Here is a 23,772-nt window from a genome sequence, read left to right as displayed (position 1 = left end):
CGTTATTCCTTCTCTTGGGTCATGTAGTGCATAAGGGTTTCCTGGGAGGCCTCGGCGATCGGGACTTCACCCGTGACGTGGCCGGCGGACAGGGTGTAGATCCGGTCGCAGATGCCCAGGAGTTCGGGGAGCTCGGAGGAGATCACAATGACGGCTTTGCCCTGGGCGGCGAGCTCGGCGATGATCGTGTAGATCTCAAACTTGGCGCCGACGTCGATGCCGCGGGTGGGCTCGTCCAGGATCAGCACATCGGGGTCGGAGAACATCCACTTGCTCAGGACCACTTTCTGCTGGTTGCCGCCGGAGAGTTTCCCGGTGATGGCCGCGACGGACGGGGCCTTGATGTTCATGCTCTTCCGGTAGCTGTTGGCCACCGTGGTTTCCTTGTTCCTGTCCACCCAGCCGCGCTTGGCGAGCTTGGGCAGGGCAGCCATGGAGATGTTCCGCTTGATGTCCTCGATGAGGTTAAGCCCGTAGTGCTTGCGGTCCTCGGTGGCGTAAGCGATGCCGTGGCGGATGGCCTCCGGGACGGTGGAGGTGTTGATTTCCTTGCCGTACTTGAAGACCTTTCCGGAGACGGCGCGGCCATAGGTGCGGCCGAACACGCTCATGGCCAGTTCGGTGCGGCCGGCGCCCATGAGGCCGGCGAGTCCCACCACTTCGCCCTTGCGGACGTTGAGGCTGGCGTTGTGCACCACGGTGCGGCTGTGGTCCTGCGGGTGCTGGACCGTCCAGTCCTCGATGCGCAGCACTTCCTCGCCGATCTGCGGTTCGCGCTCCGGGTAGAGGCTGTCCAGGTCGCGGCCCACCATGCCGCGGATGATGCGTTCCTGGGTGATCTGGCCCTGGTCCACGCGCAGGGTTTCGATGGACTTGCCGTCGCGGATGATGGTGACGGCGTCCGCCACCTTGCGGATTTCGTTGAGCTTGTGGCTGATGATGATGCTGGTGACGCCCTGGCCCTTCAGGTGCAGGATCAGGTCCAGCAGGTGGTCCGAGTCCTCGTCGTTCAGGGCCGCGGTGGGCTCGTCCAGGATCAGCAGCTTCACTTCCTTGGACAGCGCCTTGGCGATTTCGACGAGCTGCTGCTTGCCGACGCTGATGTGCTGGATGGGGGTGACCGGGTTTTCGTCCAGGCCCACCCGGGCCAGCAGCTTGGCGGCCTCAAGGTTGGTCTTGCGCCAGTCGACCCAGCCGCGGGAGGCCATTTCGTTCCCCAGGAAGATGTTTTCCGCGATGGACAGGTACGGGCTCAGGGCCAGCTCCTGGTGGATGATCACGATGCCGCGCTTCTCGCTGTCGCTGATGGACGCGAAGTCGCACGGTTCGTTCTCGAAGAGGATGTCCCCCTCAAAGGTGTTGTGGGCGTAGACGCCGGAGAGCACCTTCATCAGGGTGGACTTGCCTGCCCCGTTTTCGCCGCAGATCGCGTGGACCTCGCCGCGGTTCACGTCCAGGGTTACATTCTGGAGGGCCTTGACGCCGGGGAAGGTCTTGGTGATCCCGCGCATCTGAAGAATGGGTACGTTCATTGGTTATTTCCCGCTGATCTGTTCGATGAGCTGATCTGGTTCGGTGGGTCGATCTGTTGGGGTGCGGGGGCGCCTGCCGCTGCAGGCGCCCCCACCGTGCTCTTACTGGAAGGGTGCTGCTACTTGATGTCGGCGTCGGTGTAGTAACCGGAGTCGATCAGTTCCTGCTTGTAATTGTCCTTGGTGACAATGACGGACTTCAGCAGGAAGGCCGGGACCACCTTGACCTTGTTGTTGTAGGTCTCGGTGTCATTGGTCTCGGGCTGCTGGCCCTTCAGGACGGCGTCAACCATCTTCACGGCCTGCTCGCCGAGCTTGCGGGTGTCCTTGAAGATCGTGGAGTACTGCTCGCCGGCGACGATGGACTTCACCGACCCCTTTTCCGCGTCCTGGCCGGTCACTACCGGCAGGGCGCCCTTCGAGTAGCCGCCGGTGCTGGTCAGGGCCGAGATGATGCCGATCGACAGGCCATCGTAAGGTGACAGCACGCCGTCGAGCTTCTTGCCCGAGCCGTAAGCGGCGGTGAGGATGTCTTCCATCCGCTTCTGGGCGGTGGCCGCCTGCCAGCGGAGGATCGCTGCCTGCTCAAACTTGGTCTGGCCGCTGGGCACCTTGAGGGTGCCGGCGTCCAGGTACGGCTTCAGGGTGTCCATGGCGCCGGTCCAGAAGAAGTTGGCGTTGTTGTCGTCCGGGCTGCCCGCGAAGAGTTCAACGTTGAACGGACCCTTGCCCTCTACCTTCTTGCCGGAGGCATCCACCAGGCCCAGCCCGGTCAGCAGCGACGTTGCCTGCTGGACGCCCACCTCGTAGTTGTCGAAGGTGGTGTAGTAGTCCACGTTCGGGGTGCCGTTGATCAGCCGGTCGTAGGCGATGACCTTGACGTTCTGCTCCTTGGCCTTGGCCAGGACGTCCGTCAGCGTGGTGCCGTCGATGGCGGCGATGATCAGGGACTTGGCGCCCTTGGTCAGCATGTTTTCGATCTGCGAGACCTGGGTGGGGATGTCGTCGTTGGCGTACTGCAGGTCCGTCTTGTAGCCGAGCTTGGCCAGGGATTCGGAGACGTTCTTGCCGTCCGCGATCCAGCGTTCCGACGTCTGCGTCGGCATGGAGATTCCCACCAGGGCACCGGCAGCGTCGGCGCTGCTGGAGCTGGTGGCGGCGCCGGGGCGGCTGCCGCAGCCGGTGGCCCCCACCGTAACAGCCAGGACGACGGCGACGGCGCCCAGGAGTTTCTTGATTCTCACGTTATTCTCCTTCCGTGGCCGGGTTGGGCCACGAATCTGCTTGAGCGGAAAGCGTATGTACTTTCCGCCGGGACCGGCCACTTGTGTCCGGCGTACCGAGGCCGTTCCAGAGGACCGGCGTCGGAGGCTGTCATCACCGGAGCGGAGACCCCGGTTGCTCCAACATTTCTGTTAGCGCTAACAATCGTGGATAATATTATCCCCGCCGGGGCTGTGAAGCAAGACACAGATTTAAGAGAACGACGGCGGTGCCTGGCCGTGCTTTTGGCCCGCCTTCCCCGGCTGTTTACGCCGGCCAGCTGAGTAGGTAGACTGGTCTACCTGCTTACTGTTTCTGTAGGAGGTTCACCGGTGGCTTCAGCTGAAGGGCCGTCCGTAAAGCGGCCTGCCCGCGCTTCGCTCCTCGACGCTGCGGCGCGGCTCTTCTACGCCGACGGCGTGGCGGCCACGGGCATCGACTCCATCACCGCGGCGGCCGGGGTTGCGAAGAAGAGCCTGTACAACAACTTTGCGTCCAAGGCGGACCTGGTGGCGGCCTACCTTGCCGCCCGGCATGAGGAATGGCTCGCCCTGTACCGGGAGCGGGTAGCTGCGGCGGACACCCCGCAGGAGCGTGTCCTTGCCGTGTTCGACGCCTATATCGACCACGCCAACTTCGCGTATGAGCACGGTTTCAGGGGGTGCGGCCTGCTCAATGCTGCCGCTGAACTGCCCGCGGCGGCTCCCGGGAGGCAGGCCGTGCGGCAGCACAAGGAAGAGGTCGAGGGTCTCCTGCTCAAGCATGTGGCCGAACTGAAACCGGGGGAGGACGGCGCCGCGGCCGGGGTGGCCCGGCATCTGGCGTTCGTGCTCGAAGGGGCCATGGCCAGGGCCGGGCTTGAGGGCGAAGACCGCTGCCTGCGCGAGGCGCGGGCGATCGCTGCCCGGATGGTGGAGGGGCTGTGAACGCGGTGCTTGGCCGGATGAACGGGCCTCTTCTGGGTGCATTTTTCGTTGTGGGCGCGTCGACGCTGTGGGGCACCACCGGAACGGTGGCGACGTTCGCGCCGTCGGTAAGCCCGCTGGCGATCGGTGCCGTGGCCATGGGCGTGGGCGGACTGCTGCAGGCGCTGTACGCGGTGCAGCCGATCGCGAGCCACTGGGCCAGCCTCCGCGGCAGGTGGCTGCTGGTCTCCCTCGGGGCCGCGGCGGTGGCGGTGTACCCTCTTGCCTTCTACAGCTCCATGCACCTTTCCGGTGTGGCGCTCGGTACGGTCGTCTCAATCGGATCGGCCCCTCTGGCGTCGGCAGTCATCGAGCGCCTGGCAGAGCGGAAGGAGCTGACCCGCCGCTGGATGCTCGGCGCGCTGATCGGGGTGGCGGGCGCCGGACTCCTGTGTTTTGCCGGTGACAGCGCGGAGCGGCCGGGCGCTGTTGCCGAAGCCTGGGCCGTGCCGGCGGGGGTCCTTCTGGGTCTCGTGGCCGGCGTGACCTACGCGCTGTACTCGTGGGCTGCCCACCGCCTGATCAGCGGGGGAGTGTCATCCCGGGCCGCCATGGGTGCGGTGTTCGGGCTGGGCGGAGTGCTCCTGATGCCGGTACTCGCCGTGACCGGCCGGCCGCTGCTCGAGTCCTGGGGCAACTTCACGGTGGGCGCCTACATGGCGCTTGTGCCGATGTTCGCGGGCTACGTCCTGTTCGGCTGGGGACTGGCGCGCGTCCGCGCGAGCACCGCCACGGGCCTGTCCCTCATGGAAACCGTCGTCGCAGCGGTGCTGGCCGTCGTCGTCGTGGGTGAACGGTTGCCTGCACTGGGCTGGCTCGGCGTCGCCATGGTGCTGGCGAGCCTGTTCGTCCTGGCTCCCCGGCAGGCGGGGAGCCAGAGCGGTGACCGAAGCGGTCAGGCGTGTGCCTCGGCGAGAACCGAGGCCCGTTCCACCGTGGGGCAGTAGATCTTTGCGACCCCGTTCTCCGGCGCCTCGTCAACGCCGAGGAGCATCCGCACCCCCGCGGCGCCGAGTTCGTAGTGGGGGAGGGACACCGTGGAAAGCGGGGGCCGGAGGTGGGCGGCGATCACTTCCTGGTTGTCGAAACCGACCACAGCCAAGTCGTCGGGGATGGACAGCCCGTGTTCCCGGAGGCCGTCATACAGTCCCATGGCCATGCGGTCGTTGTAGCAGTAGACCGCGGTGACGCCGAGCTTCAGAAGCTCCCCGGTCGCTCCGTATCCGCCTTCCTGGTCGGGGTAGGCTTCCAGGACCAGGTCCGGGTCGAACGGTATGCCCGCTGCCCCGAGTGCTTCGCGGTAGCCGTGGAGCCGCCCGTCTTTGGCCGGGGCGGGAGTGGTGGCGTTGATGAAGGCGATGCGACGGTGGCCGTGCCGCAGCAGGATCTCGGTGGCTGAGCGGCCGCCCTGTTCCTCATCCGGCACCACGGCCCTGGCGCCTGGCTCGGTGGCGAAGCAGTTGACCAGGACGAAGTCCGCTTCACGCAGCGGGGCCGGGATGTCGGCGGAGCGGTGAAACCAGGTCGAGTACAGGATGCCGCGCACTTTGTATTCGAGCATCATCGCCATTGCGTCTTTTTCGAGCTCCGCGTTGCCCTCGGTGTTGGCGATCAGGAGGGCGTATCCGTGCTTCCAGGCCTCGTCCTGTGCCCCGTGGATGATCTGGCCTGCGAACGGCGTGGTGGCAACGCCGTCGGCGACTAATCCGATGAACCGTGAGGTTCCGCTGACCAGCGTCTGGGCCATCGCATTGGGCCGGTATCCCAGTTGGTGGATGGCGTCGCGGACCCGTTTGCGGGTCTCGGCCGCGATGCGGGCGTCCTTTTTCTGGTTGACGACCAGGGAAACTGTGGCGGTGGAGACACCGGCTGCTTCGGCGACCTCGCGCAGGGTGACGGGGTGCGCACGCTCGGCGGCCCTGACAGACCGCGCCGCAGGCGCGGGATTGCCCGTCTTTTTCTCCTTTGAAACCATCTGCCCTCCTTTTGGAGTATATCCGTCAGCCACGGCCGTCATCCCTTGGTCGCTCCGCTTTCCAGGCCCTGGATCATGGCCTTGTTGAGCACCAGGAACACCAGCAGCAGCGGGGTGATGGTGACGCAGACCGCCGCGAAGGTTGCGGTCCAGTCGACCTTGCCCATGGCGCCGATGTAGTTCTGCAGGCCGAGCGGGATCGTCTTCAGTTCCTCGGACAGGACGAACGTGTTGGCGAAGATGAAGTCGTTCCAGATGAAGATGCTGTTGACGAGCACCACGGTCACCACCGTATTCAGTGACAGCGGCACGGTGATCAGGCCGAAAATCCGGTACGGGCCGGCGCCGTCCAGGGAGGCTGCCTCATATGTTTCGCGGGGTATGTACTCGAAGAACGAGGAGAACAGGTACACGGACATGGGCAGTGAGAACCCTGCCAGCGGGATGATCATCGCCTGGTAGGTGTCGAGCAGGTTGACCGTGGAGTAGTCGATGAACAGGGGGACCAACGCGATCTGGACGGGGACGATGATGCCCACCAGGAACAGTCCGCGGACCAGGCGGCTGAGGCGGAAGCCGAGCACCTGGATGGCGTACGCGGCCATCATGCCCAGCAGCACGATCAGGATGTTGGCGCCCATGGTGACGATGAAGCTGTTCAGGATGTTCTTCCCGAGGTCTCCGGTTTCAAAGGCCCGGGCGTAGTTTTCGAGGGTGAGTGCCTTGGGCAGGGCGAAGGGGTCTCCGGTGGCGAAGTCGTGTTCGCTGCGCAGGCTGGTCAGGAACAGCCAGGCGAGGGGGTAGACCTGGGCGACGACGATGAGGGTGATGAGCACGCGGGACAGGGTCCGGGCGGCGCTCGGGCGGCGGCGCCGCCGCGCGGCGGGCGGTGCAGGCGCCAAAGCCGACGACGGCGGCGGGGCGGGGGCTGTCTGGGTGATCATGACTCTGCCTTCCGCTTGAGCATGAAGAGGATGAGGCCGACGGCGACGAGGCACTCGATCACGATGAACACTGAGATGGTGCTGGCGTATCCGAAATCGGTACTGGTGAATGCTGTTTTGTACATGTAGGTGGTCAGGAGCTCGGAGGACTGCCCGGGGCCGCCGTTGGTCATGAGGTAGGGGATGTCGAACCCGCGGAGCCCGTAGGTGGTGGCCATGATGGTGGTGGTGATCCAGACCGGGCGGATGTACGGAAAGCGGATCTTGGTGAAGAGCGTCCACCGGGAAGCGCCGTCGAGGACCGCTGCCTCTTCGAGTTCCTTGGGCACGGCGATCAGGGCCGCATAGATGATCAGCATGTAGAGGCCGGTGAACCGCCAGCCTTCGGGCGCGGATACGGCGGCGAGCACCGTGCTGACGTCGGAGAGCCAGGCGCGTTCCAGGCTTCCGAGGCCGATCCACTCGAGGAGCTGGTTGAGCAGTCCCACCGGGTCGATCGAGTAGATGCGCACGAACAAGAAGGCGATCGCAACGGTGGAGATGACGGCCGGCAGCAGGTAAAGGGTCTTGATCAGCTCCCGGCCGCGGCGCAGGGACGTCAGCAGGCTGGCCACCAGGAGGGCTCCGCCGAGCTGCAGCACGAGGCAGATCGCAAGGTATCCGAGGGCGTTGAAGAAGGAATGCCAGAAAACGTCATCTGCGGTGAACATCCGCACATAGTTGGCCAGGCCGACGAATTCCATGTCGCTGATGCCGTTCCACGAGAAGAAGCTCAGGAAGAGGGATTGGAGTATCGGGAAGAGCACGGCTGCGCCGTAGAGCAGCAGCGGCGGGAGCAGGAACACCAGGACTGAAAGTCGTGACCTGTTGGGAAGCATGGCGGGGCCTTTCGGGCGGGGGACCGGGGTCCCCCGCCGCTTGGGTTTACTTGAAGAACTTGGGTGCGTTCTGTGCGACGGTGCTGTCCATCGTGCTGGTGAACTGCTCGGGCGTGATGTCGCCCTGGACGAGGAGCACGAGCTCCTGCTGGAGCCGGCCGTTGGTGGTGGGGTCAAGCTGGGTGTCCCACGGCATGGCCTGCTTCCCGCCGAGGTCGCCTGCCTTCTCGATGGCCTTCTTGTACAGCGGCGTGGCGTTGGCGGGTATGGCTGTCTGGACGTCCGTCGTCGGGGAAAGGGCCCCGGTTGCGGCGTATTGGGAGGGGTATTTCGCCAAGGCGAATTTCAGGAAGTCGCTCACTAGCGGGTCGTAGGTCTTGGCGTTTACCGCCATGCCAATACCGGACGGGGAAACGTATTCGTTGGCAGCGGTGACCGATCCTTCCGTCACCGGAAGGGTTGTGAAGTCGATGTCCTGGCGTGCCGCCGGGTTCAACTTGCCGGTGGCGAGGCTGGGCAGTTCCCAGGTGCCGATGTTGTACATGGCAGCTTTGCCGGAGGTGAACTGGTTCTGCGCGTCGGAGTAGCCCTGCGAGGAAAAGCCGTCCTGGAAGCACTTGGCCTTGCCCAATGCAGACATCCACTGAACGGTCTTCTGGCCGGCGGGATCAGAGAATTTGGCGTCGCCCTTCTTTAGCTTCTGGACGAAGTCCGGCCCGGCTGCCCGGAAGGGCTGATAGGCGACATAGCGTTCCAGCGGCCACTGGTCCTGTCCGTCGATCGCGATGGGGGTGATGCCGGCCTTGCGAAGGGTGGTGCACATCGCTGGGATGTCATCCAGCGACTTCGGGATGGACACTCCTGCCTTCTGCAGCAGCGCCTTGTTGTACCAGATGAACTCCAGCTCGAACTGGAAGGGAATCATGTAGAGGGATCCGTCGTCGAACCTCTGGTAGTCCAGCGCGGCAGGACGGTAGGTGTCGTAGACGTTCAGCGTCTTGAGCAGCTTTTCGGCGTCGAGCATCTTGCCCTGCTTTGCCAGCTGTTGGGCGAACGGGGTGGCATCGGTGTCGAAGAGCTCCGGGAGCTTGTTCGCGGCGGCCAGGGTTTCCAGTTTCTGGATGTAGGAGGGCCGGTCCGGAGTGGTGATCAAATTCAGTGCGAAGCCCGGGTGGTCCTTGGCGTAGTCGCTGGCGAGCTTTTTCATGATGTTGATGACGGCACCGTCGGCCGGCCGGGACAACAGCCACGATATTTCGCGGGGTTTGATTTCCCCGGTCGGTGTGACGTTGGAGGGGCTGCTGGCACCTCCGCCGGCGCAGCCTGCGAGGGCCAGGGCGGCGACGGCGGCCACGGCAGCCGTTCGGAACAGTTTTTTCATTGCGGCAATCTTCCTTGATTGGAATGGTTACTTAGGGGTGAAGGGCTAGGGAGTGCGCTGGCGGATTTCAAGTTCGGTGAGTGTGGCGGATCCCTCTCCGGCGAACACGCCGAGCAGGCCGTCCGCCAGGTCGTAAATTCTGGTGCTGAGGGCCACCTGCCGGTCCAGGACTGCGACACACAGGTCTCCGTCCGCGACGACTTCGAGCGTGTGCTCGCCAGGGCTGAGGTCGCACGGGCGCTCCAGTTCGATATCGAAGGGAACGTCGCCTGAGACGTGCCACTGTGCATCGCCGGTGATATTCCGGGGCCAGCGGTCAAACACCATGCGGCCGCGCTTCGGCTCAAGCCTGATGATGTAGGACCGGTCCCCGTCGGCGCTGGATCGCAGCAGCAGGCCGCATTCTGTGGTTCCGGCCTCGATGTGCAGGACGGCCCTGACGTAGAACTGGCGCGGTACGTTGTTGCGGGTCAGGATGGCTTCGTATCCGTCCGGGACCGTCAGGGTGGCGGGAAGTTCCCGGTCCACCTCAGCAGGGACCTCGTCCCAGAAGCTTTCCACGAGTTCGTCAGGGAATGCGAACGCCAAGGTGCCGTCCGCGTTCTGGCGGGCCTCGAGCACCGACATGGTGCCCGCCCACTGCCAGGGGCCGTCGTCGCGGGCGTTCTCTTTGCTGGCGATCCAGCCGAAGAAGAAGCGCCGGCCGTCACGCTCGGCAGATTTGGAGGCGTAGAAGGCGCGCCCGTCGATGCTGTCCAGATCCGGCACGGTCCAGGGGCCGTCGGGGCTTTTGGCCATTCGGTACCTGGTGGTGAACGACTCGGAGAACTCTGAGTAGACCATGTACCACCAGTCGCCCCAGGCGAAAACGTCCGGGCACTCGTGGGTGATGTAGCGCCGCGGATCCCAGAACGGTTCGGTGTGCTTCCAGTTCATCAGGTCCGAGGACACGCACTGGGCGATCACCCCGCGGCGGCGTTCCGGCCCCTCGGCGTGCCGTGCGGCCAGCAGCATCCGCCATTGCCCGGCTTCCTCGTCCCGGAAAACAAAGGGGTCACGCCAGTCTCCGGTCTCGTAGCCTTCCGGGGCCCCAAAGGTCAGTTCCGGATGCTTGGTCCAGGTCTTCATCCCGTCGGTGCTGGTGGCATGCATGACGAGCTGCAACGGAAGGCCTTCCGCGCCCAGGTTCGCCGGATTTTGTCCCGTGTAAAACAGGTGGTGGACGCCCGTTTCGTCGACGGCGATGCTGCCCGTGTAGGCGTTGAAGTCCAGGTCATCAGTGGTTCCGTGGGCGAGGGACACCCCATGGTCCTGGAACTGGATGAGGTCCTTGGTGGTGACGAGGTTCCACGAGGTTCCCGGTTTCGGTTCGGAGCGGACCTCGTGGAGATAGAACAACCAAAACTCCCCGTCCTTCTGGAAGGGGATAAGGTCTCCAACCCATCCGTCGGCGGGCTGGAAGAAGACTGGGTGATTCATCGGCGTTAATGTCCATTCTGCTAAAGCGCTTGATCAACCGCAGACTAGCTTGGAACCGGTCAGGTGATCAAGCGTTTTAGCAAAATAATCAGGTGGCCCCCTGGCTCCGTGGTTTGGCTGGCTTAAACGCTTGACCAAGCTGCGAGTTCGACGTCGACGGCGGCCGGATCTGTGTTACGAACATGTTTCCAACAGATTTCCAACATGTTAACTCAGGTGGCAAAATAGGTGGACGAATTTCTCAATGAGATTTCATAAATGGCTAGCAGAACCGAATTAGGCGACGTACTTTTGACATTAGAAGGAATGCGGGGCCCGGAGCAGCGCAGCCCTGAAAGTCCAACCGCTTGGCTAGTATGAAAGGAACGGCAATGACACGCGAGGAAGCCTTCGCAAGATGCACGCCGGACTCGTATGTCGAGTTCTACGGCGGCCGGTGGCTCGTCGTGCCATTCGCCCAGGTGGAGCAGCCGGTCTTCTTCGTTTGCTCACCAGCGACGCTCCGCAGCAATGTTTGAGTTGGGATGGGCCGCGCGAGAGGTGCGGGAGGCCTGCCAAGATTAGGTATTAATTCAAGCCTCATAAAAACTAATTAACCGGGAATGCATCTGCGCCTAATCAAATCTAGTCAAATATATTCCGGGCATTTGAGCGGTGTCTTTTCAAGACACCGCTCTGCCCGTTTCCGGGAACACCCGTCTCCGGGAACACCCGTCTCCGGAGCGTCAGGCTGCCCGCTGATCCTCGAAGCCCGCAACTTCAAGCCCGCGCGCGGCGCTAAAGGCGCCCACGCTCTCCGGCGAACAAACGAAGAACTCCGGTTGCTCAACCGGTGCGAACGGAACGACGAGCCAGCGTCCGCCGTAAAACTCGACGTACGAATCCGGAGGGCACCGTGCGTAAGCTTCTTCCCGGGTCATGGTCTTTCCTTTCAAATAGAACTTGAACCAGCCGTTGCCGGTACTTTCTGCCTGACATCCATGATTCCGAAGCAAACGGGCAGGGGTAACGCCGTTTTCTGACGGTTCTGACTACCCTTTCGGGTGGGGCCGGTTGAGAGCCGAAAAAACAGCAGGGCCGGCGGGGGAACCGCCGGCCCTGCCCAAGTGCCTTGAAGGGCTAGGAGCGCAGGAAGAACGTGGCCGCCGGCCGCTCGTTCTTGCCCACCTTCGCCACTGCCAGGGCGCCCTGCCGGAGCACCAGGTAGGAGCCCGGGAAGTCCACGGACTCGAAGGACACGCCGGCCGCATCCGACAGGCCACCCCGCTGCAGGAAGGCCGACGACGACCCCTCCGTGGCAGCGATGGTCACCGCTGCTCCCTGCACCCGGAAGTAGCGGCCCTTTGCCAGGACCGGTTCAATGACCACCGAGTTCTTCTTGGCGTACCCCGGCGCGATGCGGAACTGGGATGAGCCCAGGGCGGGGGAGGAAGCGGCGGTGACGGTCACGCCGTCGTGCGCGAGAAAAGTACCCGCAGCGGAGGCGGGCTCCAGGCGGACCGGCAGTTCGCCGTCGCCCACCGGGACACCGAAATTCGGTGTGCCGTCCGCGTTCCAGTACAGCCGCTGCACCCGGGCGTGCCGGTTGGGGTCGTAGAGCGGGTCGCCGACAATGGCGCGGTAGGACCGGGCGTGGTAGACCAGCACGTCGTTCCCGCCCTCATCCACGGTGAACGAGTTGTGGCCGGGGCCGTACTGCTTCGAGCCCTCGGTGGTGACAAAGACGGGGGTGGGGGTCTTGGTCCACGAGGCTGCGTTGAGCAGGTCGGCGGTGGCGTCCGCCGTGAGCAGGCCCATGCAGTAGTTGGCGTCCGTGGCGCTGGCGGAGAAGGTCACGAAGATGCGGCCGTTCCGCTTGATGACCGCGGGGCCTTCGTTCACCTTGTAGCCCCGGGTTTCCCAGTCCAGCGTGGGAACGGCGATCCGGACCGGCGTGCTCGACAGCGTGGACGGCGACGACATGGACGCGATGTACAGGCTGGAGTTCACGCCGGTGTCGCTCTGCGCCCACAGCAGGTAGCGCGTGCCGTTGTGCTCGAAGGTGGTGGCGTCCAGGGAGAAGGTGTCGGCATGCGTGTACACGCGCACCGGCGGTCCCCAGACGGCGGTGGTGGGATCGGCGTCGTCGGTGGAAATCACGTAGATCCGGACCCGGAAGACGTCGCTGCTGTCGCCGGCGGCGAAGTAGATGTGCCACTGGCCGTCGAAGTGGTGCAGTTCCGGTGCCCAGATGTGGCCGCCCATGGTGCCGGCGGCGGGCCGCGTCCAGACGACGGCTTCGGTCGCGCTGCCCAGCCCGGCGATCGTGGGGGAGGAGCGGACAATGATGCGGTTGTACTCGGGTACGGAACCGGTGAAGTAGTACCTGCCGTCCGTGTGCTTCATGAGCCACGGGTCCGCCCGCTGCGGCACCACGGGGTTGATCAGCGGGGCCGGATCGACGGCGGCGGCAGCGGCGGGCGCCGTCGCCAGTGCCCCGCCGCCGGCTCCCGCGACGGCGAAGGCTGCCGCGGCTGCGGTGCCGGTGCCGAGGAAGGACCTCCGGGAGAGCTGGCGGTTGACGGAATCATTCATGCTGAAATGTCCTTTCGACGTGCGTGAGGTGCCGCTGTGTGAGGGGAGGTGCGGGGAGGTGCGAGGCAGGTAAAGAGTCAGCCGGCTTTCCGGGCGAAGAGCCGCTGCAGCAGGATGAAGACGAGGAGCAGGCCGCCGATGACGATCTTGGTCCACCAGGAGCTGAGCGTGCCGTCATAGGCGATGAAGGTCTGGACAATCCCCAGCACCAGCACGCCGACGACGGATCCCAGGACGTAGCCGGTGCCACCGGTCAGCAGCGTGCCGCCGATGACCACCGCGGCGATGGCGTCGAGCTCCATGCCCTGCGCCGCCAGGCTGTAGCCGGAGAGGCTGTAGAAGGAGAACAGGATGCCGGCGACTGCGGAGCATAGGCCGCTGAGGGAGTAGACCAGGATCTTGGTGGTCTTGACCGGCAGGCCCATCAGCATGGCCGAGTGCTCGTTGCCGCCGATGGCATAGACGGTCCGGCCGAAGCGGGTGTGGTGCAGGACGAAGAAGGCAATGGCCACGATCCCGAGCGCCAGCAGCACGCCGGGCGAGACGAACAGATCGCCGGGCAGCGGGATCTGGGCCTGCGCCATGCCGGTGAAGAAGCCCTCGGTGACCGGGATCGAGTCGAGGCTGATGACGTAGCAGAGGCCGCGGGCCAGGAACATGCCGGCCAGGGTGACGATGAACGGCTGGATGTCGAAGTACTGGATGATCAGCCCCATCAGGAGCCCGAGCCCGCCGCCGATGAGCAGCACCAGGACGATGACCGCGCCGGCGTTCCAGCCCTGCTGCAGGAGCGTGGCGCTCACCATCATGGACAGTGCGACGACGGCCCCGACGGAGAGGTCGATGCCGCCTGTGAGGATCACGAAGGTCATGCCTACGGCGAGCACGATGAGGAAGGTGTTGTCGATAAAGAGGTTCAGGAAGACCTGGCCGGAGAGGAAGCTGGGGTACATCCCCGCCCCCACGGCGAACATGGCGATGAACAGACCCACCGTGGCCAGCGTGGGCGCGTAGCGGGCGCCGCCGCGCAGGCGGCTGCGTGCCGGTGACGGCTTCTTGACGGTCAGGGGCGTGAGCGTGGACAGCGGGGACATCAGACGGCCACCTTTTCCTTTGCGGCTTCTTGTGCGGCGGGCTTGGGTGCTGCCTTGAGGCGGCTGAGGAGGTTCCGCGCCTTGGGCGCCTGCAGGAGGCACACGGTGATGACCACCAGCGCCTTGAACACCAGGGTCACCTCCGGCGGGATCCCGAGGGTGTAGACGGTGGTGGTCAGCGTCTGGATGATGAAGGCCCCGACGACGGTCCCCACCAGCGTGTACCGCCCGCCCGCCAGTGAGGTGCCGCCGATGACGACGGCGAGGATCGCGTCCATTTCGATGTACAGCCCGGCGTTGTTGGCGTCGGCCGCCGTGACGTTGGAGCTGATCATCAGGCCGGCGATGGCGGCGCAGACCGCGCTGAAGACGTAGACGATCCAGATGATGTTCCGTGACCGGAGCCCGGCCAGGCGGCTGGCCACGGGGTTGATGCCGACCGCCTCGATCAGGGTTCCCAGCGCGGTGCGCCGGGTGAGGGCGGCGGCCAGGACGAAGACGGCTGCGGTGATCAGGATGGAGATCGGCAGGGTGAACAGGTAGCCCGCGCCGATGGATTTGTAGTGGTCGTTGGACACCGAGATGATCTGGCCGCCGGTGATGAGCTGGGCGATGCCGCGGCCGGCCGTCATGAGGACCAGCGTGGCGATGATCGGCTGGACGCCGATGGTGGAGACCAGGAATCCGTTCCAGACGCCCAGGGCAAGGGCGGCGACGACGGCGATCAGTACCGCCGTTGCTGCCGTCACCGGGGATCCGGGGTCAGGCGAGCCGGCAATGTAGGTGCACGAGGCGGCGCCCGCGATCGCCACGACGGCGCCGACCGACAGGTCAATGCCGCGGGTGGCGATGACGAGCGTCATGCCGAGCGCGATCAGGATCGTGGGTGCGCCGTTGCGCATGATGTCGATGAGGCTGCCGTAGAGGTGGCCGTCCTGCATCCGCAGGCCCAGGAAGTCGGGCCGGAAGATCTGGTTGAGCAGCAGCAGCGCTGCCAGCGCGATCACCGGCGGCCATGCAAGGCGGTGTTTCAGAAGGGATTTCACTGGGCACCTCCGGCGATGACCGTCATGACGTCTTCCACGGAGACGCCGTCGTTGTTAATTTCGGCGACCATCGCCCTGTCCTTGATGACGGCGATCCGGTCGCTCACACGCAGGACTTCCTCGAGCTCGGAGGAAATGAACAGGATGGACATGCCGTCGGCCGCCAGCTGGCTGACGAGTTTCTGGATCTGGGTCTTGGCTCCGATGTCAATGCCGCGGGTGGGCTCGTCGAGGATCAGGAGTTCGGGCCGGGTGACCAGCCAGCGGGCCAGGAGCACCTTTTGCTGGTTGCCGCCGCTGAGGTTGCGGATGAGCGCATCGGGGTTGGCCGGGCGGATGTCGAGGGCCTTGATGTACTCGGCCACGAGCTCGTCCTGGACCTTGCGGGGAATGCGGCGCGCCCAGCCCTTGCTGGCCTGCATGGCCAGGACCAGGTTGTCGCGGACGGTGAGGTCGCCGATGAGGCCTTCCTCCTTGCGGTCCTCCGAGCAGAACCCGATCCGCCTGTCGATGGCAGTGCGCGGGGAGCGGACCTTCTGGCCCGCCCCCTTGATTTTGATGGCGCCTTCGTCGGCCTTGTCAGCGCCGAAGAAGAGCCGGGCGATTTCGGTCCGGCCGGCACCGAGGAGGCCGGCCAGGCCAACCACCTCTCCCGGGTGGATGGCCAGGTCGACGCCGGAAACCGAACCCTTCCGGCCGAGCCCCTTGGCTTCGATGAAGGGCGTCCCGCCGGTGCCGGTGCGCGCTCGGGTTCGGGCGGTGGCCTGGTCCAGTTCGGCGAGGGCTTCCATGTCCTTGCCGATCATCTTGGAGATGAGGCTCATCCGGGACAGGTCCCGGGTCAGGTATTCGCCCACCAGCTTGCCGTTGCGCAGGACCGTCATGCGGTCGGAGATCTCGTAGACCTGTTCCAGGAAGTGGGAGACAAAAAGGATCGCCACGCCCCGGTCGCGGAGGTCCCGAATGACCCGAAACAGCTGGTTGACCTCGTCGGCGTCCAGGCTCGACGTCGGTTCGTCCAGGATCAGGACCTTGGCGTTGATCTCCACAGACCGGGCGATCGCGATCAGCTGCTGGACCGCGATGGAGTGCGTGGACAGCAGCGAGCCGGGGTCGATGTGGTCCAGCTGCAGTTCCGAGAGCACCTCCCTGGTCCGTGTCCGCACGCCCTTCCAGTCGATGGAGCCGCGGCGGCGCGGCTCGCGGCCAAGCAGGACGTTTTCCTCAACGGTGAGGTTGGGGCAGAGGTTGACTTCCTGGTAGACGGTGCTGATGCCGGCCGCCTGGGACTCGCCGGGGGACGGGAACCGCTTCGGTTCGCCGAGCACCGTGATGGTGCCGGAGTCGATGGTATACACGCCGGTCAGGGCCTTGATCAGCGTTGACTTGCCGGCACCGTTCTCACCCATCAGGGCGTGGACCTCACCCGGGAAGAGGCGGAAGTCGACGCCGTCGAGCGCCTTCACCCCCGGGAATCCAATAGCTATGCCGGCCATCTCGACGACCGGAACGATTTCGTTCATCCTCGTGTCTTTCCTGTGATTGGTGTCCCGTGCGGCGGCGGTGATCCGCCGCCGCACGGACGAACAGGTGCGCCGCGGCTTAGTACGGGCGGCTGGCCAGAACCTGCTTGGCCTGTTCCTGCGTGAAGGTGGTCTCCTCGGTGACGACGCGCTCGGGGACGCTCTCGCCGGCGATGACCTTCTTGGCCAGGTCCATGAGCTGGTCACCAAGCATGGGGCTGCACTCGACGATGTAGTTGATCTTGCCGTTGCTCAGCGCGGTCATGCCGTCCTTCACGGCGTCGATCGTGATGATCTTGATGTCTTTGCCGGGAACCTTGCCGGCTGCTTCGATCGCCTCGATGGCGCCCAGGCCCTCGTCGTCGTTGTGGGCGAACACGACGTCGATGTCGGCGTTGTTCTTGAGGAAAGCCTCCATGACCTGCTTACCGCCGCTGCGGGTGAAGTCGCCGCTCTGCGAGGCGACGATCTTCAGCTTCGGGTCAGCCTTGATTGCCTCCGCGAAGCCTTCCTTCCGGTCGTTCGCGGGGGCGGATCCGGTGGTGCCCTGGATCTCGACGATGTTGACAGTGTCGGTGGCGGACTTGGAGTCCTTGACCAGCCAGTCCCCGGCCTTCTTGCCTTCCTCCACGAAGTCGGAGCCGAGGAACGTCTTGTAAAGGGTCTTGTCCGAGGAGTCCACCGCGCGGTCCGTGAGGATGACCGGAATCTTCGCGTTCTTGGCCTCCTTCAGCACCGTGTCCCAGCCGGACTCCACCACGGGGGAGAAGGCGATGACGTCGACCTTCTGCTGGATGTAGGAGCGGATCGCCTTGATCTGGTTCTCCTGCTTCTGCTGCGCGTCGGAGAACTTCAGGTCGATGCCGGCCTTCTTGGCGGAATCCTGGACAGACTTGGTGTTCGCGGTGCGCCAGCCGCTTTCGGCACCTACCTGGGCAAAACCCATGGTGATTTTGTCTCCGCCGGAGTTGCCGCCAGCGCTGCCGGCGCCGGCGGTTCCGCCGCAGGCAGTGAGGGTAAGCATCGATGCGGCGGCCACCGCAAGCAGGGATTTCTTAAACACAACATCCTCCCGGAAGCGTTAGTTACATGCAGGCGGGAGACTTCATACACCGCCGTTGCTGCAAGTGAGCTGATGCGCTCTGCGAATCATTGTGAACGCTAACAAATTCGATCGTCAAGTAGCCCGGGTCACAATTTCGCACGCGCCGTGGATAGCGTGTCGATTTTGGGAATGCCCTTTACAAGAGCGGAAAGATGTCGAATACTCGACTCCGGCCGGCACTTTGTTAGCGTTCACATCAGGTTGTCCACATCAGCTTGTCCACACCGGTCGCCGTCGAACCGTTCAATGGAGAAAGGCCATCCCTTCCATGCCATCTAAACCCTCAAGCCCCGCCAAACGGGCCTGTACCCTGGTGCTCACCGGGTCGCTGGCGGCCGCGCTGCTGTCGTTGGCCCCCGCCCTGGGCGCCAATGCCGAGTCCGGTGAGAACCGCACCATCAGCATCAACGCCGCCGGGTCAGGGCCGGCGATCGACCCCACCATGTATGGAGCCTTTTACGAGGACATCAACCAGGGCGCTGACGGCGGCATCTACGCCGAGCTCGTCCAGAACCGGTCGTTCGAGTTCAACTCCGCGGACAACCGCGCCTACACTCCGATGACCGCCTGGGAAACCCTCAAGCGGGGCAGCGACGGAACGGTCGCCGTCGTCAATGACAGCAACCGGCTGAACGAAAACAACCGGAACTACCTGCAGATCGACGCCACCGCGGCCGGCGCGGGAAGCGGCGCCGGAGTGGGCGTGCGCAACAGCGGCTGGAACGCCGGGCAGAAGCTCGAGGCGAAGAAAAAGTACAACTACTCCGTCTGGGCGCGCACCTCCAACCCGTCCGGTTCCACCCTCGCCGTGACGCTGGAGACGCCGGAGGGCACCCGCCTGGACATCGCCACCATCAAGGTCAGGGGTGACCGCTGGGCCAAGTACAGGGTCACCCTCTCACCCAAGTCCTCCACCGGCGCCGGCCGGCTCACCACCCTCGTCCAGGGCACGGGCACGGTCCGCCTCGACATGGTCTCGCTGTTCCCGCAGGACACCTGGAACGGCAGGGAAAACGGCCTCCGCAAGGACCTCGCCGAGAAGATCAATGACCTGCACCCCGGGTTCCTGCGCTTCCCGGGCGGCTGCATCGTCAACACCGGAAGCTACGACACCTACTCGGCGCCCAACTTCACGCGGGCCCGCACCTACCAGTGGAAGGACACCATCGGTCCGGTGGAGCAGCGGCCCGCGAACCGGAACTTCTGGGGCTACAACCAGACGTACGGCCTGGGGTACATGGAGTACTTCCAGTGGGCCGAGGACATGGGGGCCGTCCCCGTGCCGGTGGTCCCGGTCGGCGTGACCGGCTGCGGCGACAGCAACCGCGCCCCGGACCAGGCAACACTCGACCGGTACATCCAGGACACCCTGGACCTGATCGAGTTCGCGAACGGCGACGCCAGCACCGAGTGGGGCGCCAAGCGCATCGCCTACGGCCACCCCGCACCGTACAGGCTCGACCGCATCTCGCTGGGCAACGAGGAGTACAAGCCGGAGTTCAAGCAGTACTTCACCCAGTTCTACAACGCGGTCCGCAAAGCCCACCCCGAGATCAAGATCATCGGCAACACCGGCCCGTTCAGCCAGGGCCCGGAGTTCGATGACCTCGCCAGCTTCAACGCCCAGACCGGCGTGGACCTCGTGGACGAGCACTACTACAACACGCCGTCGTGGTTCCTGAACAACAACCACCGCTACGACTCCTACGACCGCAACAGCTACAAGGTGTTCCTCGGCGAATACGCGTCGCAGGGCAACAAGCCGGAGAACGCCTTGGCGGAAGCCTCGTACATGACCGGCCTGGAGCGGAACGCCGACGTGGTGAAGATGGCGTCCTACGCGCCGCTGATCGCCAACGAGGCCAACACGCAGTGGAGCCCGGACATGATGTTCTTCAACGGCACGTCGGTGCGGACCACCCCCAACTATGAGGTCCAGAAGCTGTTCATGAACAATGTGGGCACGCAGGTGGTGCCCAGCACGCAGGAGAACCCGGCCTCCACCGTGGTGCCGATTTCCGGCAAGATCGGCCTGTCCACGTGGGCCACCTCCGCAAAGTACGACGACGTCAAGGTCACCGGGGCGGACGGCGCCACCCTGTTCAGCGACGACTTCTCCGGAACGGCGGCTGCATGGTCCGGCAACGGCACCGGGTCCTGGTCCATCAAGGACGGCGGCTACGTCCAGTCGAGCACCACCGCGCAGAACACCATGGTGACCGCCGGCAGCGCCGACTGGAGCAACTACACACTAAGCACCAAGGCCACCAAGCTGGCCGGCTCGGAAGGCTTCCTCGTCTCCTTCGGCGTCAAGGACACCGGCAACTACTTCTGGTGGAACCTGGGCGGCTGGAACAACTCGAAGTCCGTCGTCGAGAAAGCCGTCAACGGCGGCAAGTCGAACGTCATCGAAAAGAACACCGTGATCGAGACCGGGCGTGAATACGACATCCGGATCGAGGTGTCCGGGCGCACCGCCAAGCTCTACCTGGACAACGTCCTGTGGGGCACGGTGGACGACACCCAGGCTGACCCCGTCTACTCCGTGGTCACGAAGGACGCCAAGTCCGGCGACACCATCGTGAAGGTGGTCAACACCTCCGCGGACAAGGCCCCGGTTGACATCAAGGTGGCCGGCGCGGCCAACGTCAGCACCACGGCCGCCGTCACCACCCTCACGCAGACCGCCGACGGGCAGAACCTGGCCCCGGCCGCGAGCACCTTCAGCGGCGCGGGAGCGGCATTTACCTACGAATTCGCGCCGAAGTCGGTGACCTTCATCCGGCTGGCGGACGCGGGCTCGCGCAAATAGGCAACACTCCGAAGCCTTTGGCTTCGACCGGGAAGGCCCGGCTGGACCACACAGCCGGGCCTTCCCCTTACCCGGCCACCCGGCGTCGTCCGTTTTGTTTGACTCCCATTCCAGCCAGCGGCCTCCGGGCCGCCCGAACGAAAGTGTTCCAATGCTCCCAACACACTCACGGGCCCGCACGGGTCCGGCCATGACAGCGGCGGCCGCGCTGGCGGCTTCCGCCGCCTTGGCGCTCGGCGGGCTGGTCGCCGCGGCGCCGGCCCACTCCGCCGTCGACGACGGACTGGTCCTCAAATACAACCTGACGGAAACCGCCGGGACGGTGGCGGAGGACAGCTCCGGCAACGGCCGCAACGGCACGATCACCGGGGACGCGACCCTGCTGGGCGGCGAAGGCCTGCAGCTCGGCGGCACGAACGCCCATGTCCGGCTGCCGAACGACGTCATGCGCGGGCTGGACTCCATCACCGTCTCCACCGACGTGAAGATCGCGGCCGACCAGGGCGCCCCGTACTTCATCTGGGGCCTGGGAAACACCACCAGCGGCACCGGCAACGGCTACCTCTTCACCACGGGTAACTCGTACCGGACCTCCATCGCCAGCGGCAACTGGGCCACCGAGCAGACCACCAGCGCCAACCGGGACCTGGCCCGCGGTGCCTGGAAAACCATCACCTACACCCTGAGCGGCGGCACCGCCGTCCTCTACGAGGACGGCGCCGAGGTGGCCCGGAAGACCGGCGTTACCATCACGCCGGGAAGCATTGGGGGAGGAACGACGACGGCGAACTACCTCGGGCGGTCGGTCTACACCGGCGACAAGTACCTCAAAGGCCAGGTCCGTGACTTCCGCATCTACAACCGTGCGCTGTCGGCCGACGAGGTGCGGGAGCTCGGGTACGTTTCCCCGGAGCAGCGGGTTGCCCTCGACCTGCAGGAGCTTTCGTTAGGGGACACCTCCGCCGTGACCTCCAGCCTGAAGCTGCCCGCCACCGGCCCGAACGGCTCGGCCTACACCTGGTCCTCCTCGGATCCGGCCACGGTCTCCGCCCAGGGGGCGGTCACCCGCCCTGCCAACGGATCCGGAGACGCCACCGTGACGCTGACCGCCACGGCCACGTCAGGTGAGGTATCGGCGTCGAAATCCTTTACCGTCACGGTGCCGGAGGACATCAGCGACGACCAGAAGGTCACCGAAGCCGCCGCAGCACTGACCGTGTGGGATGCTGACGCGGTCCGCGGGAACATCACCCTGCCCACGGCGGGGCTGTACGGAACCGCCGTCGAATGGAAGTCGAACGACCCCGCGGTCATCACCGCCACCGGCGAGGTCACCCGGCCCGCCTACGGCAGCAAGGCCGCCGTGCTCAACCTGCAGGCAACCGTGGCCCTGGGCAAGGCCAAGACCAAGAAGAAGTTCCGCGTCACGGTGCTGCCGCTGCCCAAGACCGAAGCCAAGGAAGGCTACGCCTTCGCGTACTTCACCGGCAACGACCTCGCCGGCGAGAACATCTACATGGCCGCCAGCCGCGGCAACGACGCACTCAACTGGGATGAGCTGAACGGCGGAAGCCCCGTCCTCAAGTCCGGTCTCGGCACCAAGGGCCTGCGCGACCCGTTCATCATCCGTTCCCCGGAAGGCGACAAGTTCTACATGATCGCCACCGACCTCTCCATCGGCAGCGGCACCAGCTGGGACTCCTCCCAGCGCCAGGGCAGCCAGTACATCGAGGTCTGGGAATCGACCGACCTGGTGAACTGGTCCGCGCAGCGGCACGTGAAGGTTTCGCCGGACACCGCGGGCAACACCTGGGCGCCGGAAGCGCACTACGACGAGAAGATCGGCGCGTACGTGGTTTACTGGGCCTCCAAGATCTACGCAGAGAACGACCCCAACCACACCGGCGGCACGTACAACAAGATGATGTACTCCACCACCCGGGACTTCAGGACGTTCACCGAGGCCAAGGTGTGGAACGATCCCGGCAACTCGGTCATCGACTCCACCGTCATCAAGGAGGGCGACACCTACTACCGGTTCACCAAGGACGAGGGCCAGGTCTCCGGCTGCCTGGACATCATGCAGGAGAAGTCGGGCGACCTGCTCGCCATCGACGTGCCCGCCACGAACCCGCGCAACTGGACGCTGATGGCCAACTGCATCGGCAAGAACGCCGGCACGGGCGGGGTGGAAGGCCCCACCATCTTCAAATCGAACACCGAGGAAAAGTACTACCTGTTCGTCGATGAATTTGGCGGCCGTGGCTACATTCCGCTGGAAAGCACCAGCCTGGAAAACCCCGACTGGAAGCTCTCCACCAACTACGAGCTGCCGCGGGCTCCGCGCCACGGCACGGTCCTGCCCGTCACCAAGACGGAGCTGGAGCGCCTGCACAGCCAGCTCTGATTCAGCTCGACTTGTTGGAGTTTTTGTCCATTTGTCGCGACTTCAGGGGCCTCCAGCCCGCGATATCTGGACAAAAACTCCTCCGCAGCGAGGGAGCCCCGCCTGAACTTTGGCAGTTCGCGCGGGGCTCATTGGCTTTTATCTCTTGCCGTACTTCTTGTGGACAGCCTGCTTGCTGACGCCGAGTGCGTGCGCGATCGCCTCCCAGGACAAACCCGCGAGCCTGGCCCGCCGTACCAGCGCAGCCTCCGCCCGTCCGATCTCCCGGTGCAGCTCAGCCACGGCCTGCAGGCCGTCCACCGGATTGTCGCCGTCCATGGATCCCACCAAAGTTTTCAACCGGTCCACCTCCATGGCGTCAACCTTAGTTGACGCCAGCCCGGCCGGTCAACGAAAGTTGACAACCCTCGCAGGGTTGTGGTGGCTGTCACCTTATTCGTCAACCGGTTGACCAATGAGGAACAATGGGTGGGGATAGGGCTATCGCCCACCACCCCCCCAAAAAATTCTTGTAATACGTCCTGGAGAAAATATGCAAAGCGCCGGCATGATGGCCCTCTTCCTATCCCGCTCGGACAGCCTGGCCACGAGCGCCCTGCCTGGAGCCCCGACGGTCACCGAGGAGCAGGCGCCGCGGTCAGCTGCCTGGAGCACCTTCCGGGGCAGGACTGCCAGTGCACTGCACCGCCTCGCCTGGGCTGTTGAGCCGAAGGTGCCCGGCAGCCGCTGACCCCGGCGATAAACTCCGGGAGACGACGTCGTACCCCAAACCTGCATCCTGCGGAATTGGGGTG

At 64.8% G+C, this 23,772-nt stretch carries 20 protein-coding genes; 6 read left to right on the top strand and 14 right to left on the bottom strand.

Annotated features, from left to right (window positions below; genetic code table 11):
• Positions 1-2: 2 nt before the first annotated feature.
• On the bottom strand, positions 3-1,532 hold the full coding sequence (gene mmsA / locus R5O87_RS12365) for a multiple monosaccharide ABC transporter ATP-binding protein (RefSeq protein ID WP_410554198.1): 1,530 nt from the start codon (positions 1,530-1,532) through the stop codon (positions 3-5).
• A 119-nt stretch (positions 1,533-1,651) separates the two neighbouring features.
• A complete protein-coding gene (gene chvE, locus R5O87_RS12360; RefSeq protein WP_410554197.1) occupies positions 1,652-2,776 on the bottom strand; it encodes a multiple monosaccharide ABC transporter substrate-binding protein in 1,125 nt (374 codons plus the stop codon).
• Between the two features lie 351 nt (positions 2,777-3,127).
• Here chvE and R5O87_RS12355 point away from each other — a divergent pair, with 351 nt between their 5' ends.
• Positions 3,128-3,721, top strand: coding sequence for a TetR/AcrR family transcriptional regulator (locus R5O87_RS12355; protein ID WP_410554196.1), 594 nt, complete (start codon positions 3,128-3,130; stop codon positions 3,719-3,721).
• The gene (locus R5O87_RS12350) at positions 3,718-4,707 is read left to right on the top strand and encodes a DMT family transporter (RefSeq protein WP_410554195.1); all 990 of its coding nucleotides are present in this window, start codon (positions 3,718-3,720) and stop codon (positions 4,705-4,707) included. The genes R5O87_RS12355 and R5O87_RS12350 overlap by 4 nt, the downstream gene beginning before the upstream one ends.
• Here R5O87_RS12350 and R5O87_RS12345 read toward each other — a convergent pair.
• From R5O87_RS12345 to R5O87_RS12325, 5 genes are read right to left on the bottom strand one after another with little or no spacing between them, the layout of a single operon-like run.
• Positions 4,656-5,735 (bottom strand): LacI family DNA-binding transcriptional regulator, encoded by a 1,080-nt coding sequence (locus R5O87_RS12345; protein WP_410554194.1) that lies wholly within the window; start codon positions 5,733-5,735, stop codon positions 4,656-4,658. The two genes, R5O87_RS12350 and R5O87_RS12345, sit on opposite strands and share 52 nt — an antisense overlap.
• 38 nt (positions 5,736-5,773) lie before the next feature.
• The gene (locus tag R5O87_RS12340; protein ID WP_410554193.1) at positions 5,774-6,679 is read right to left on the bottom strand and encodes a carbohydrate ABC transporter permease; all 906 of its coding nucleotides are present in this window, start codon (positions 6,677-6,679) and stop codon (positions 5,774-5,776) included.
• Positions 6,676-7,557, bottom strand: coding sequence for a carbohydrate ABC transporter permease (locus R5O87_RS12335; RefSeq protein WP_410554192.1), 882 nt, complete (start codon positions 7,555-7,557; stop codon positions 6,676-6,678). The genes R5O87_RS12340 and R5O87_RS12335 overlap by 4 nt, the downstream gene beginning before the upstream one ends.
• 46 nt (positions 7,558-7,603) lie before the next feature.
• Positions 7,604-8,938: an ABC transporter substrate-binding protein gene (locus R5O87_RS12330; protein WP_410554191.1), complete on the bottom strand. Its 1,335-nt coding sequence runs from the start codon at positions 8,936-8,938 to the stop codon at positions 7,604-7,606.
• 45 nt (positions 8,939-8,983) lie between these two features.
• Positions 8,984-10,417: a glycoside hydrolase family protein gene (locus R5O87_RS12325; protein ID WP_410554190.1), complete on the bottom strand. Its 1,434-nt coding sequence runs from the start codon at positions 10,415-10,417 to the stop codon at positions 8,984-8,986.
• Between the two features lie 371 nt (positions 10,418-10,788).
• On the opposite strand from R5O87_RS12325, the gene R5O87_RS12320 reads away from it, so the two are divergent.
• The gene (locus R5O87_RS12320) at positions 10,789-10,935 is read left to right on the top strand and encodes a hypothetical protein (RefSeq protein ID WP_410554189.1); all 147 of its coding nucleotides are present in this window, start codon (positions 10,789-10,791) and stop codon (positions 10,933-10,935) included.
• 207 nt (positions 10,936-11,142) lie between these two features.
• Here R5O87_RS12320 and R5O87_RS12315 read toward each other — a convergent pair whose 3' ends face one another.
• The 6 genes from R5O87_RS12315 to R5O87_RS12290 form a co-directional block, all read right to left on the bottom strand.
• Positions 11,143-11,337 carry a hypothetical protein gene (locus tag R5O87_RS12315; protein ID WP_410554188.1) on the bottom strand — a complete coding sequence of 65 codons (195 nt, stop codon included), beginning with the start codon at positions 11,335-11,337 and terminating at the stop codon, positions 11,143-11,145.
• Positions 11,338-11,536: 199 nt separating this feature from the next.
• A complete protein-coding gene (locus R5O87_RS12310) occupies positions 11,537-12,991 on the bottom strand; it encodes a family 43 glycosylhydrolase (RefSeq protein ID WP_410554187.1) in 1,455 nt (484 codons plus the stop codon).
• 77 nt (positions 12,992-13,068) lie between these two features.
• The gene (gene yjfF / locus R5O87_RS12305; RefSeq protein ID WP_410554186.1) at positions 13,069-14,085 is read right to left on the bottom strand and encodes a galactofuranose ABC transporter, permease protein YjfF; all 1,017 of its coding nucleotides are present in this window, start codon (positions 14,083-14,085) and stop codon (positions 13,069-13,071) included.
• Positions 14,085-15,131: an ABC transporter permease gene (locus R5O87_RS12300; RefSeq protein WP_410554185.1), complete on the bottom strand. Its 1,047-nt coding sequence runs from the start codon at positions 15,129-15,131 to the stop codon at positions 14,085-14,087. The genes yjfF and R5O87_RS12300 overlap by 1 nt, the downstream gene beginning before the upstream one ends.
• The gene (locus R5O87_RS12295) at positions 15,128-16,654 is read right to left on the bottom strand and encodes a sugar ABC transporter ATP-binding protein (protein WP_410554184.1); all 1,527 of its coding nucleotides are present in this window, start codon (positions 16,652-16,654) and stop codon (positions 15,128-15,130) included. The genes R5O87_RS12300 and R5O87_RS12295 overlap by 4 nt, the downstream gene beginning before the upstream one ends.
• A gap of 79 nt (positions 16,655-16,733) precedes the next feature.
• Positions 16,734-17,717 (bottom strand): ABC transporter substrate-binding protein, encoded by a 984-nt coding sequence (locus tag R5O87_RS12290; protein WP_410554183.1) that lies wholly within the window; start codon positions 17,715-17,717, stop codon positions 16,734-16,736.
• Positions 17,718-18,027: 310 nt separating this feature from the next.
• Between R5O87_RS12290 and R5O87_RS12285 the strand changes: the two genes are divergently transcribed.
• Both R5O87_RS12285 and R5O87_RS12280 read left to right on the top strand, forming a co-directional pair.
• Positions 18,028-20,571 carry an alpha-L-arabinofuranosidase C-terminal domain-containing protein gene (locus R5O87_RS12285; RefSeq protein ID WP_410554182.1) on the top strand — a complete coding sequence of 848 codons (2,544 nt, stop codon included), beginning with the start codon at positions 18,028-18,030 and terminating at the stop codon, positions 20,569-20,571.
• Positions 20,572-20,761: 190 nt separating this feature from the next.
• On the top strand, positions 20,762-22,978 hold the full coding sequence (locus tag R5O87_RS12280; protein ID WP_410554181.1) for an immunoglobulin-like domain-containing protein: 2,217 nt from the start codon (positions 20,762-20,764) through the stop codon (positions 22,976-22,978).
• A 138-nt stretch (positions 22,979-23,116) separates the two neighbouring features.
• Here R5O87_RS12280 and R5O87_RS12275 read toward each other — a convergent pair whose 3' ends face one another.
• On the bottom strand, positions 23,117-23,332 hold the full coding sequence (locus tag R5O87_RS12275; RefSeq protein WP_410554180.1) for an AsnC family protein: 216 nt from the start codon (positions 23,330-23,332) through the stop codon (positions 23,117-23,119).
• Positions 23,333-23,525: 193 nt separating this feature from the next.
• On the opposite strand from R5O87_RS12275, the gene R5O87_RS12270 reads away from it, so the two are divergent.
• Positions 23,526-23,708: a hypothetical protein gene (locus tag R5O87_RS12270; RefSeq protein WP_410554179.1), complete on the top strand. Its 183-nt coding sequence runs from the start codon at positions 23,526-23,528 to the stop codon at positions 23,706-23,708.
• Positions 23,709-23,772 lie beyond the last annotated feature (64 nt).

Source organism: Arthrobacter globiformis (genome assembly GCF_046536215.2).
Taxonomy (GTDB): domain Bacteria; phylum Actinomycetota; class Actinomycetes; order Actinomycetales; family Micrococcaceae; genus Arthrobacter; species Arthrobacter globiformis_E.
This window is presented reverse-complemented; position numbering and strand designations above follow the sequence as displayed.